We start from the raw sequence: 12,338 nt of genomic DNA, 5'->3' as shown, positions 1-12,338 counted from the left end.
AGGTTCTGACATACCGCTATCGCGAGCAGGCTCACTCCTACAGGGGGTATGTGGTGTGTCAGTTGCTCGAGAGCTTGTCGCCCCGGGCAAATTTCCAAGTGCGGATGATTTCCAGACGATCGATATCCGACAGATCGCCGGTAAACGGTGCAAACGGCGCGGCCAGGCGGACGATGCGTTGCGCGGCCTGATCCAGCAGCGGCTGGCCGGAGGACTCCAGCACCAGCACTTCATACAGCGAGCCGTCGCGGTTGATCGAGACCATCAGGCGCAAATTGCCGTAGATCTGCTTGCGCCGTGCTTCTTCGGGGTAGTTGAGGTTGCCGATGCGCTCGACCTTCTTGCGCCAGTCGTCCTTGTACCAAGCGCCCTTGTCGCGCATGGTCGAGGCCGCGCTCAAGCGGTGGATGCGCGGGCGCTTGGCGTACAGCTGTTGTTCCTTGGCCAGTTCCGCCTCGAGGCTGGCGATGTCGCTGGACAGCTGCGAACTGTCGAACGCCGGCGCGTCGACGGTCGGTTTGACCTCGGTTTTGCTTTCTTCTTTCTTGGTCGGCGCTTTCTTCGGTTTCGGCGCTACCGTAGTCACCGCTGCCTTCGGTGCGGCTTCCTGCACCTCTGGCTTGGCCGCGGGTGGCGGGGTGACCTTTTTGACCTGATTGTCCTGGAAAGGCGCGACTTCAGTGGTCTTGGGCAGGGCTTTCTTGTCCAGCGTGCCACTGCCTTCCTGGTTTTCCTGAGCGAGAAAATCTGCCTTCTCCGGCTTCTTCTCGGTCTTGAACGTGGCGAGGGTGATTTCCAGGGTTGTGCTGATCTGCTGCGGCTCGACCATCGTGAAGCCGACGCCCAGCAGCAGCGCCAAATGAATCAGCGCCGCGAGAAACAGGGTAAAACCGAGGCGATCGGCCGGGCGCACGCCACGATGGACGAGTTCAGCGGGCAGATCGGACGGGAGAGTCATTACAGAAAAACCAACATCGCGTTTTCATGGGCCCGGCATGATAACGCAATGTTGGTTTTTAGCTGCAAGCGACGAGCTTCAAGCGACAAGCTGTATAGAGGCAGTTGCAAGTTTCGAGCTGCAAGCTGCAAGTCAGAAGCTTGTCGCTCGGCTTCAAGCTTGCGGCTTGGAGCTTGCAGCTTGCAGCTTCTTCTCAATGGCATCCATCAGCATGCCGCCGATATCAGTACCGAACGCATTGTCGATTTCGCGGATGCAGGTCGGGCTGGTGACGTTGATTTCGGTCAGATGCTCGCCGATCACATCGAGGCCGACGAACAGCAGGCCTTTCTCGCGGAGGGTCGGGCCGACCTGGGCGGCGATCCAGCGATCCTTCTCGGTCAGCGGACGGGCTTCGCCACGGCCACCGGCGGCGAGGTTGCCACGGGTTTCGCCCATTGCCGGGATTCGCGCCAGGCAGTAATCCACCGGCTCGCCATCGATCATCAGGATGCGCTTGTCGCCATCGACGATCGCCGGCAGGTAACCCTGAATCATGATCTGCTGCTTGCCGTGCAGGGTCAGGGTTTCGAGGATCACCGAGAGGTTCGGGTGGCCGGCGGTGTGGCGGAAGATCGACGAACCGCCCATGCCGTCCAGCGGCTTGAGGATCACGTCGCCGTGATGATCGGCGAACTGGCGCAGTACATCCGGGCGACGGCTGACGATGGTTGGCGGCGTGCACTGCGGGAACAGCGTGGCGAACAGCTTTTCATTGCAGTCGCGCAGGCTCTGCGGCTTGTTCACCACCAGCACGCCGGCGGCTTCGGCCTGTTCCAGCAGGTAGGTGGAGTAAACGAATTCCATGTCGAACGGCGGATCCTTGCGCATCAGGATCACGTCCAGGTCGCTCAGCAGCTTGTCCTGCTCGGCGTCCAGTTCGAACCACTTGTCCGGGTTGGCGAAGACTTTCAGCGGGCTCATCCGCGCCCGCGCCTGGCCCTCGGCCTGATACAGGTCTTTCTGTTCCATGTAGAACAGTTCCCAGCCGCGCTTCTGCGCGGCCAGCAGCATGGCCAGCGAGCTATCCTTTTTATAGGAGATGCTGGCGATAGGGTCCATGACAATCCCGACGCGAACGCTCATTGGGTTTTCCTCGAAATTTGGCTACCGGATCGGTATTGAAAAAGTGCCGCCAGAGTGGCGCCGGGCGGGTTTCGGGTCAAGGAAAAACCCGTCGATAGATTGCATCTGGAGACTGTGCTAAAAAGGCTGGCAGATCGCGCCGGCCCTTGGCTATCAAGGGTTTCAGGCCATTATTCACAGTAAATCGGACAATTTGATTCGCAAAGGCGACGGTAGAACCCTCTTATGGAACAGCATTCCAGCGCCTTGAAGGTCATGGTGATCGACGACTCGAAAACGATTCGTCGCACCGCCGAAACCTTGTTGAAGAACGTCGGTTGCGAAGTGATCACCGCCATCGACGGTTTCGATGCGCTGGCGAAGATTGCCGACCACCATCCCGGGATCATCTTCGTCGACATCATGATGCCGCGTCTGGATGGTTATCAGACCTGTGCCCTGATCAAGAACAACAGCGCTTTCAAGGCGACGCCGGTAATCATGCTGTCGTCCAGGGACGGTTTGTTCGACAAGGCCAAGGGGCGGATTGTCGGCTCTGATCAATTTCTGACCAAACCGTTCAGCAAAGAAGAACTGCTCAACGCGATCCAGGCCCATGTTCCGGGCTTCGCCGCCGTTTTGCCGCAGTAAGACACGCACAGTGACGCTCGGCCAGCGGGCCGGCAGTCGACCAGAAAAATGGGGAAGACCATGGCACGTATCCTGATCGTCGATGATTCGCCGACTGAAATGTACAAACTCACCGGCATGCTTGAGAAGCACGGCCATGAAGTGCTCAAGGCCGAGAACGGCGCCGACGGCGTGGCCCTGGCTCGTCAGGAAAAACCCGACGCCGTGCTGATGGACATCGTCATGCCCGGCCTCAATGGTTTTCAGGCGACCCGGCAACTGACCAAGGATGCCGACACCGCGCACATCCCGGTGATCATCATCACCACCAAGGATCAGGAAACCGACAAGGTCTGGGGCACGCGCCAGGGCGCCAAGGATTACCTGACCAAACCGGTCGACGAAGACACCCTGATCAAGACCCTGAACAACGTGCTCAAAGGCTGATCGCGCAATCATGAGCGAATCGCTGACCGCGTTCGAACTGCTCTGGCAGATCGACCAGCGCTGCCGCCTGCTGGCGGCGGACCTGCCCTCGCAAGCGGCGCGCCCGGATCGCTGGAGCGGCATCGGCTTTCGCCTCGGCGAGCATTGGTATGTGGCGCCGATGGGCGAAGTCAGCGAAGTCCTGCATGAACCGCGCTTCACCCAGTTGCCCGGGGTCAAACCGTGGGTCAAGGGTGTGGCCAACCTGCGCGGGCGGCTGCTGCCGATCATGGACCTGTGCGGGTTCTTCGGCCACGAGCTGTCGCCGTTGCGCAAACAGCGGCGGGTATTGGTGGTGGAACACGAAGACGTGTTCGCCGGGGTGATGGTTGACGAGGTCATCGGTTTGCAGCATTTCGAGCAGGGCAGTTTCGAGCCGCTGTCGATCAGCAAGCGCCAGGGCTCCAAGGCCGAGTTCGTCAAAGGCTATTTCCGCCGCGAACAGAACTGGCGGGTGTTCAGCCTGTTCGCACTGGCCAAATCCCCGGTGTTCATGGGTGTCGCAATATAGCCGTCACAACACAGATCCCTTGTAGGAGTGAGCCTGCTCGCGATTCAGGCGCCGCGGTGTATCAAGCACACCGCGTTATCGTTCAATCGCGAGCAGGCTCACTCCTACAGTTTCAACGGGCGAGCTTCAAACAGGCGAGGACCGATGACAAAAGCAAAAACAGGCAAGTCGGCAGAAGCATCGCGCAGTCGCGCACAGATCATCGTGCTGTTTATCGCACTGATCGTGTTCATCATGCTGCTGTTCGCCAACTTCGCGTACCTCAACACCCAGGCGAACTACGACAAGCAGTACATCGGCCACGCCGGTGAGCTGCGCGTGCTCTCGCAACGCATCGCCAAGAACGCCACCGAAGCGGCGGCGGGCAAGGCGGCCGCCTTCAAACTGCTCAGCGATGCGCGCAACGATTTCGCCCAGCGCTGGGGTTACCTGAAGAAAGGTGACCCGAACACCGGCCTGCCGCCGGCACCCGTCGCCGTGCGCCCGGAAATGCGCGCGGTGCAAATGGACTGGGAGCGCCTGCTGAAAAACACCGATGCGATCCTCAGCAGCGAACAGACCGTGCTGTCGCTGCATCAGGTCGCCGCGACGCTGGCCGAAACCGTGCCGCAGTTGCAGATCGAATACGAAAAAGTCGTGGAAATTCTCCTGCAGCGTGGCGCTCCGGCGGCGCAGGTGGCGATGGCGCAACGGCAATCGTTGCTGGCCGAACGCATCCTTGGCGCGGTCAACACCGTGCTCGCCGGTGACGAAAATTCGCAGCAGGCCGCCGATGCCTTTGGCCGCGATGCGGCGCGTTTCGGTCTGGTGCTCAACGGCATGTTGCAGGGCAACCCGGCGCTGAAAATCAGCCAGGTCGAAGACCGCGACGCCCGTGCGCGTTTGAGCGAAATCTCCGAGCTGTTCCAGTTCGTTTCCGGCTCGGTGGACGAGATCCTCGAAACCTCGCCGGAGCTGTTCAAGGTCCGCGAATCGGCGAGCAACATCTTCACCCTGTCGCAAACCCTGCTCGATGAAGCCTCGCACCTGGCCACCGGTTTCGAAAATCTCGCCGGCGGGCGCAACACCGACACCATTGGCGGCTATGTGCTGGGCTTGCTGGCACTGGCCTCGATCATCCTCATCGGCCTGGTCATGGTGCGCGAAACCAATCGCCAGTTGCGCGAGACTGCCGAGAAGAACGAGCGCAACCAGAACGCGATCATGCGCCTGCTCGACGAGATCGAAGACCTTGCCGATGGCGACCTCACCGTTACCGCTTCGGTGACCGAAGACTTCACCGGCACCATCGCCGACTCGATCAACTATTCTGTAGACCAATTGCGCGATCTGGTGGCGACCATCAACCTCACCGCCGGCCAGGTTGCCGCTGCGGTGCAGGAAACCCAGGCCACCGCCATGCACCTGGCCCAGGCCTCGGAGCAACAGGCCCAGCAGATTTCCGAAGCTTCGACGGCGATCAGCGACATGGCCGAATCCATCGATCAGGTCTCGGCCAACGCTGCCGAATCGTCGGCGGTGGCCGAGCGCTCCGTGGAAATCGCCAACAAGGGCAACGAGGTGGTGCACAACACCATCCACGGCATGGACAACATCCGCGAGCAGATTCAGGACACCGCCAAGCGCATCAAGCGCCTCGGCGAATCCTCTCAGGAGATCGGCGACATCGTCAGCCTGATCGATGACATCGCCGACCAGACCAACATCCTCGCCCTCAACGCAGCGATCCAGGCATCGATGGCCGGTGATGCCGGGCGCGGTTTTGCCGTGGTTGCCGACGAAGTGCAGCGGCTGGCCGAACGTTCGTCCGCCGCGACCCGGCAGATCGAAACACTGGTGCGGGCGATTCAGGCCGACACCAACGAAGCGGTGATTTCCATGGAACAGACCACCACCGAAGTGGTGCGCGGCGCGCGACTGGCGCAGGATGCCGGTGTGGCCCTGGAAGAAATCGAAGGTGTCTCCAAGACCCTCGCGGCGCTGATCCAGAGCATTTCCAACGCGGCGCAGCAGCAGACGTCCTCGGCGGGGCAGATCTCGCTGACGATGAACGTGATCCAGCAGATCACTTCGCAGACTTCGTCGGGGTCCACGGCCACCGCCGAGAGCATCGGCAACCTGGCGAAAATGGCCAGTCAGTTGCGCCGTTCGGTGTCCGGTTTCACCTTGCCGGCGGCGACAGATAAAGCGTGAGTGGAGTGGTTATGGGTGATCGGCACGACTATGTGGCCCTGGAGTGGGTCAAGGGCGAAATTGCCGAAACGCTGAAGCTCGCGCATCAGGCGATCGAAGCCGTGCTCGACGATCCGCAGGCCCTCCCCGGGCTGGACGAATGCCTGGCGTACATTCATCAGGTCCACGGCAGTCTGCAAATGGTCGAGTTCTACGGCGCGGCATTGCTCGCCGAGGAAATGGAGCAGTTGGTCGAAGCTCTGCAACATGATCGCGTGCCGCACCGCGACGAAGCCTTGCACCTGATGCTGCAAGCGCTGGGGCAATTGCCGGCGTACCTCGACCGCGTGCAAAGCGCCCGTCGTGACCTGCCGCTGGTGGTGTTGCCGCTGATCAACGACCTGCGCAGCGCCCGTGGTGAAAGCCTGCTGGCGGAAACCAGCCTGTTCAGCCCGCCATTGCCCGAGCTGGCGCCGCTCGGCGACGAAGCACTCGCCGCACTGGAACCGCCCGAGCTGCCAAACGTGCTGCGCAAACTGCGGCAGATGCTGCAAATGGCCCTGGTCGGTCTGCTGCGCGAACAGGATGACCAGACGCACCTCGATTATCTGGCCAAGGTCTTTACTCGCCTGGAAGCGTTGAGCGGCGACGCGCCGTTGAGCCCGTTGTGGCAGGTCGCCTCGGCGTTGGTCGAGGGCATGCGCGAGGGCGTCATCGCCAACAGTCCGGCGCTGCGCAGCCTGTTCAAGGACGCCGACAAAGAGCTCAAGCGCCTGCTCGAGCAGGGCATCGTCGGGCTCAATCAACCGGCGCCGGCCGAGCTGCTGAAAAGCCTGTTGTTCTATATTGCCAAAGCCGAACATCCCACCGGGCAGATGCTGACCATGAAAGATCGCTACTCCCTGGACGACGCGTTGCCCGACAGCGCGATGGTCGATGAAGAACGCGCACGCCTCGCCGGCCCCGACCGCGATGCCATGCGCTCGGTACTGGCGGCGCTGTGCGAAGAGCTGGTGCGGGTCAAGGAACGCCTCGATCTGTTCGTGCGCAGCGACCGCCAGCACGCCTCGGATCTGGACAGCCTGCTCGCGCCGCTACGGCAGATTGCCGACACCCTCGCGGTGCTGGGTTTCGGCCAGCCGCGCAAAGTCATCATCGACCAATTGGCGGTGGTGCTCAGCCTCGCTCAGGGCCAGCGCGAACCGAACGACGCGATCCTCATGGACGTCGCCGGGGCCTTGCTTTACGTCGAAGCGACGCTGGCCGGCATGGTCGGCACGGTGGAGACGCAAAGCGCCGACGATGCGCGCCTGCCGACCACCGACCTGACGCAGATCCACCAGATCGTGATCAAGGAAGCGCGCATCTGCCTGCAACAGGCCAAGGACATGATCGTCGACTACATCGACGCCGATTGGGACCGTCAGCATCTGCAACCGCTGCCCGACCTGCTGACCCAGGTACGCGGCGCGCTGGCGATGATTCCACTGCCACGGGCGGCGAGTCTGGTCGAGGCCTGCAACGGCTTCATTCGCGAGCATCTGATACTCGATGCTCACGAACCGGGCTGGGAACAACTCGATCATCTGGCCGATGCGATCAGCAGCCTCGAGTACTACCTCGAACGCCTGAGCGACGATCCGCAAGTACCCGCCGAGCATCTGCTTGATGTCGCGCAGAACAGCCTCGCCAGCCTCGGTTTCTTCCCCAACGAGCAGCCCGGCGAAGCGCAAGTGCCGGTGCTCGATGAGGTGCTCAGCCCCAGCGAAGCGCAGGTGATGCAGGATCTGCAAGCGCTCGACGACCCTGACGTCGTGCAGTCGCTGGCCGAAGTGCTCGCCAGCCCGGTGTCGGCGCTCAACCCGCCGGCGCGCAATACCCCCGAGAGCCTGATGCCGCCGCCGGCCGATGAAGAACCGGTCGACGATGAGCTGCGCGAAGTGTTCCTCGAAGAGACCGACGAAGTCCTCGCAGTGCTCCACGAATACCTGCCGCGCTGGAGCGCCAATCCGCAGGACCGCGCCGCGCTGACTGAACTGCGCCGGGCCTTCCACACCTTGAAGGGCAGCGGGCGCATGGTTCGCGCATTGGTCCTTGGCGAACTGGCCTGGGCGGTGGAAAACCTGCTCAACCGCGTGCTCGAGCAAAGCGTCGAACCCGGCGCCGTGCTGCGCCAATTGCTCGGCGACACGCTGTTGCTGCTGCCCGAGCTGATCAACGAATTCGCCACCCAGCGCCAACGCCAGCGCAGCGATGTCGACCAGCTCGCCGCCCGCGCCCACGCGTTGGCCAAGGGCGATGAACCGCTGGCCGCCGAAGACACCGACGACGTCGCCGCGCTGGACCCGCTGCTGCTGGAAATCTTCCGCAAGGAGGCCGAAACCCATCTCGCCAGCCTCAACCGCTTCCTCGATCAAGCCGCCGAGCACGTGCCGTTGCCGGCCAGCGACGAGCTGCAACGCGCGCTGCATACGCTCAAGGGCAGTGCCTCGATGGCCGGTGTATTGCCGATGGCCGAACTTGCCGCGTCACTCGATCAACTGGCCCGCGAGTTCAAGGCGCATCAGTTGCCGCTGGACCTGGACGAGGTCGAATTGCTGCTCGAAGCCGAAGGCCTGTTCCGTGTCGGCCTGCGTCAGCTCAAGCACGATCCGCTGGCGCCGATTGTCGGTGCGCAGTCGCTGATCAAACGCACCGACGCGCTGCTTGCCGAACGCCTGCAAGCCAGCTCCGATAGCGCTGACAGCGGTCTGCGCCTCAAGCGCGATCCGCAACTGATCAACAACTTCCTCGCCCAGGGCATGGACATCCTGCTTGACGCCGAAAACCTCTTGCAGCGCTGGCAGCAGCACCCCGGCGAGCGCCAGGAACTCAGTGCCTTGCTCGATGAACTGACCACCCTCGGCGAAGGCGCGCACCTTGCCGATCTGCTGCCGGTCGACGGTTTATGCGAAGCCTTGCTTGACCTGTATGGCGCGGTGGAAGAAAGCAGTCTGGCGGTCAGTGAGCGGTTTTTCCACGAAGCGCAACTGGCCCACGAAGCGCTGATCAACATGCTCGACGAACTCGCCGCCGGCCAGGAAATCACCCCGCAGCCGGAGCGGATCCGCGCCTTGCAGGAACTGCTCGACGAAGGCCTCGACCCGGCGTCGATGGGCCTGATCCGCAGCGATGGCAGCCGCACCCTGGACATTCGCGAACTGGGCAGCGCCACCGCCCAATTGCAGCAATCGGCTGCCGCGCTCGAACCGGACGACGAGATCGTTGAAATCTTCCTCGAAGAGGCGGTGGACATTCTCGACAGCGCCGGACAAGCCTTGCAGCGCTGGCTCAAGGATCCGGACAACACCGCGCCGCTGTCGTCGTTACAGCGTGACTTGCACACGCTGAAGGGCGGTGCGCGCATGGCCGAAGTCGAGGCCGTCGGTGACCTCGCCCAGGAACTGGAAAACCTCTACGAAGGCCTGGTCGATCGACGCTACAACCACAGCACCGCGCTCGAAGGGTTGCTGCAGCAGAGTCATGCACGCTTGGCAGGGATGCTCGAGCAACTGCAAGCGCATCAAGCGCTGACCCCGGCGCAGGATCTGATCGACGCCATCCGTCAGCTGCGTCAGGGCCAGGCCGCCAGCGAAGCTGCCCCAGCGCCAACCGAGCACGACAACGCCGGGCACGACCCGGAGTTGCTGGAGATCTTCCTTGAAGAAGGCTTCGACATCATCGAAAGCTCCGGCGCTGCACTGCTGCGCTGGCAGGCCGAGCCGGGCAACCGCCAGGAAGTCGAAACCCTGCTGCGCGATCTGCACACCCTCAAGGGCGGCGCGCGAATGGTCGAAATCGGCCCGATCGGCGACCTCGCCCATGAGCTGGAATTTCTCTACGAAAGCCTCTCTTCCGGTGCGCTGCAACCCTCTGCCGAGCTGTTCGCGCTGGTGCAGCGTGGCCATGACCGACTGGCGCAAATGCTTGATGGTGTGCGCGCCGGGCAGCCGTGCCCACCGGCCGATCGGCTGATCAACGCGATCCAGAATTTCAGCCATCCGGCGCAAGTTGAAACGCCGCCAGCGCCTGCACCATTGCCTGTGGCCAAGCCTGAGGCTGCACCACCGAGTGCCGATGCTGGCGCGGACATGGTCAAGGTGTCTTCCGAACTGCTCGATGAGCTGGTCAATCTGGCCGGAGAAACGTCGATCTTTCGCGGGCGGATCGAGCAGCAGGTCAACGATGCGCAGATTGCCCTGAACGAGATGGAAACCACCATCGAACGTATGCGCGATCAACTGCGCCGCCTCGACACGGAAACCCAGGGGCGGATTCTCAGCCGTCAGCAAGTCGACGGTGAGCGCCTCGGTTACGAAGATTTCGATCCGCTGGAAATGGACCGCCATTCGCAGCTCCAGCAACTGTCGCGGGCATTGTTCGAATCGGCCTCGGACCTGCTCGATCTCAAGGAAACCCTCGACCGCCGCAACCACGATGCGGAGAACCTGCTGCAGCAGCAGGGACGGATCAACACCGAGTTGCAGGAAGGCCTGATGCGCACGCGCATGGTGCCGTTCGAACGCATGGTCCCGCGTCTGAAACGCATCGTTCGTCAGGTCGCTGAAGAGCTGGGCAAGGATGTTGCGTTTGTTGTCGGCAATGCCGATGGCGAGATGGATCGTAATGTCCTCGAACGCATGGCCGCGCCGCTGGAACACATGTTGCGCAACGCCGTCGACCATGGCCTGGAATCTGCCGAGGTGCGGCTGGCGGCGGGCAAACCGGCGCAAGGACAGATCAGCCTCGATCTGTCTCGCGAGGGCGGCGACATGGTTTTCGACATCCGCGACGACGGCGCCGGGGTGCCGCTGGAAGCCGTGCGGCGCAAGGCGATCAAGCGCGGTCTGCTGGCGCCTGATGCCGAGATCAGCGACCGCGATGTCCTGCAATTCATCCTCCAGCCGGGCTTCTCCACGGCGGAAAAGATCACCCAGATTTCCGGGCGTGGCGTCGGCATGGACGTGGTCCACGAAGAAGTGCGCCAGCTCGGCGGCAGCATGAGCATCGATTCAGTGCCGGGGCAGGGCGTGCATTTTCGCATTCGCCTGCCGTTCACCGTGTCGGTCAACCGCGCGCTGATGGTGCAGTGTGGCGAGGATCAATACGCGATTCCGCTGAACACCATCGAAGGCATCGTGCGCGTGTTGCCGAATGATCTGGAAGGGCACTTCCGTCACGATCCGCCGCGCTATCAATATGGCGGCCAGCGTTATGAGCTGTGCTACCTCGGCGAGTTGCTGAAGACTGCGCCACGGCCGAAACTGCTCGGGCAGAACCTGCCGTTGCCGGTGCTGCTGGTGCATTACAACGATCGCCACATCGCGGTGCTGGTCGACTCCATGGCCGGCACCCGCGAGATCGTGGTCAAGAGCCTCGGCCCGCAATTCGCCGCGGTGCAGGGGGTGTCGGGGGCGACGATTCTCGGCGATGGCCGCGTGGTGCTGATTCTGGATCTGCTTGCACCGATCCGGGCGATGCAGGCGCGTCTTTCGCAAGAGCCGGCGCGAACGGAGATCGACAGCGAACCGCACAAGCCGCTGCTGATCATGGTCGTCGATGACTCGGTGACGGTGCGCAAGGTCACCAGTCGTTTGCTTGAGCGCCACGGCATGAACGTGCTGACCGCCAAGGACGGTGTCGATGCGATGCTGCTGCTTGAAGAGCACATGCCCGATCTGATGCTGCTCGACATCGAAATGCCGCGCATGGACGGCTTCGAAGTCGCCACCCAGGTGCGCAACGACGAACGCCTGCAACACCTGCCGATCATCATGATCACCTCGCGCACCGGGCAGAAACACCGCGACCGCGCCATGGCCATCGGCGTCAACGACTACCTCGGCAAGCCGTATCAGGAGTCGGTGTTGCTGGAGAGCATCGCCCAGTGGAGCAAGAAACATGCATGAACACCGGCACAACCCGCGCACCGGCCAGCTCACCGGGCTGCTGCTGCCGCTGGCCGATCGCAATCTGATCCTGCCCAACGTCGCGATCGCCGAGCTGATCGACTACCAGGCCAGCGCTTTCGACCTCGACACCCCACCGTGGTACCTGGGCCGGGTGACGTGGCGTGAGCGGCAGATTCCGCTGATCAGTTTCGAATCGGCGTGCGGACAGAAAATCGTCATCGGCGAACGGGCGCGGATTGTGATCTTGAATGCCTTGGGTGGTTTGCCTGAATTGAAATTCATCGCGCTGCTGGTGCAGGGGATACCGCGTTCGTACAAGCTGGACAGTCAGTTGAGCTATGTCGATGTGCCGTTGTGTGCGCTGGAGCAGGCGGCGGTGCAGGTGGGGGAGCAGGTGGCGAAGGTGCCGGATTTCTTGGGCCTGGAGCGGTTGTTGGTGGAGGCTGGCCTAGTAGGCTGATCCGGATTTTGGGCGGATTTGCTGGCCTCATCGCGAGCAGGCTCACTCCTACAGGGGGCTGCGGTG

At 62.4% G+C, this 12,338-nt stretch carries 8 protein-coding genes; 6 read left to right on the top strand and 2 right to left on the bottom strand.

What is annotated here, in order from left to right; translation table 11 throughout:
- Positions 1 to 58: 58 nt before the first annotated feature.
- Positions 59 to 958 (bottom strand): energy transducer TonB, encoded by a 900-nt coding sequence (locus DCO47_RS14510; RefSeq protein WP_116658338.1) that lies wholly within the window; start codon positions 956 to 958, stop codon positions 59 to 61.
- A 153-nt stretch (positions 959 to 1,111) separates the two neighbouring features.
- Positions 1,112 to 2,083, bottom strand: coding sequence for a glutathione synthase (gene gshB, locus DCO47_RS14505; RefSeq protein WP_116658337.1), 972 nt, complete (start codon positions 2,081 to 2,083; stop codon positions 1,112 to 1,114).
- Between the two features lie 225 nt (positions 2,084 to 2,308).
- Here gshB and pilG point away from each other — a divergent pair, with 225 nt between their 5' ends.
- From pilG to DCO47_RS14475, 6 genes are all read left to right on the top strand, one after another.
- Positions 2,309 to 2,713, top strand: a complete 405-nt coding sequence (gene pilG / locus DCO47_RS14500) for a twitching motility response regulator PilG (protein ID WP_116658336.1) — start codon at positions 2,309 to 2,311, stop codon at positions 2,711 to 2,713.
- A 60-nt stretch (positions 2,714 to 2,773) separates the two neighbouring features.
- Positions 2,774 to 3,139: a twitching motility response regulator PilH gene (gene pilH, locus DCO47_RS14495; RefSeq protein WP_039757553.1), complete on the top strand. Its 366-nt coding sequence runs from the start codon at positions 2,774 to 2,776 to the stop codon at positions 3,137 to 3,139.
- Between the two features lie 10 nt (positions 3,140 to 3,149).
- Positions 3,150 to 3,689, top strand: coding sequence for a chemotaxis protein CheW (locus DCO47_RS14490; RefSeq protein WP_042606572.1), 540 nt, complete (start codon positions 3,150 to 3,152; stop codon positions 3,687 to 3,689).
- 144 nt (positions 3,690 to 3,833) lie between these two features.
- Positions 3,834 to 5,882 carry a methyl-accepting chemotaxis protein gene (locus DCO47_RS14485; protein ID WP_064364165.1) on the top strand — a complete coding sequence of 683 codons (2,049 nt, stop codon included), beginning with the start codon at positions 3,834 to 3,836 and terminating at the stop codon, positions 5,880 to 5,882.
- Positions 5,883 to 5,893: 11 nt separating this feature from the next.
- On the top strand, positions 5,894 to 11,809 hold the full coding sequence (locus tag DCO47_RS14480; protein ID WP_116658335.1) for an Hpt domain-containing protein: 5,916 nt from the start codon (positions 5,894 to 5,896) through the stop codon (positions 11,807 to 11,809).
- Positions 11,802 to 12,272: a chemotaxis protein CheW gene (locus tag DCO47_RS14475; protein WP_083353755.1), complete on the top strand. Its 471-nt coding sequence runs from the start codon at positions 11,802 to 11,804 to the stop codon at positions 12,270 to 12,272. Before DCO47_RS14480 ends, DCO47_RS14475 begins: the two co-directional genes overlap by 8 nt.
- Positions 12,273 to 12,338 lie beyond the last annotated feature (66 nt).

The organism is Pseudomonas sp. NDM, assembly GCF_003105095.1.
In the GTDB taxonomy this organism is placed as follows: Bacteria; Pseudomonadota; Gammaproteobacteria; order Pseudomonadales; family Pseudomonadaceae; genus Aquipseudomonas; species Aquipseudomonas moraviensis_A.
This window is presented reverse-complemented; position numbering and strand designations above follow the sequence as displayed.

Coding starts and splice junctions, on each gene's coding strand:
- DCO47_RS14510 (WP_116658338.1), bottom strand. CDS start 958: ATGACTCTCCCGTCCGATCTGCCCGCTGAACTCGTCCATCGTGGCGTG.
- gshB (WP_116658337.1), bottom strand. CDS start 2,083: ATGAGCGTTCGCGTCGGGATTGTCATGGACCCTATCGCCAGCATCTCC.
- pilG (WP_116658336.1), top strand. CDS start 2,309: ATGGAACAGCATTCCAGCGCCTTGAAGGTCATGGTGATCGACGACTCG.
- pilH (WP_039757553.1), top strand. CDS start 2,774: ATGGCACGTATCCTGATCGTCGATGATTCGCCGACTGAAATGTACAAA.
- DCO47_RS14490 (WP_042606572.1), top strand. CDS start 3,150: ATGAGCGAATCGCTGACCGCGTTCGAACTGCTCTGGCAGATCGACCAG.
- DCO47_RS14485 (WP_064364165.1), top strand. CDS start 3,834: ATGACAAAAGCAAAAACAGGCAAGTCGGCAGAAGCATCGCGCAGTCGC.
- DCO47_RS14480 (WP_116658335.1), top strand. CDS start 5,894: ATGGGTGATCGGCACGACTATGTGGCCCTGGAGTGGGTCAAGGGCGAA.
- DCO47_RS14475 (WP_083353755.1), top strand. CDS start 11,802: ATGCATGAACACCGGCACAACCCGCGCACCGGCCAGCTCACCGGGCTG.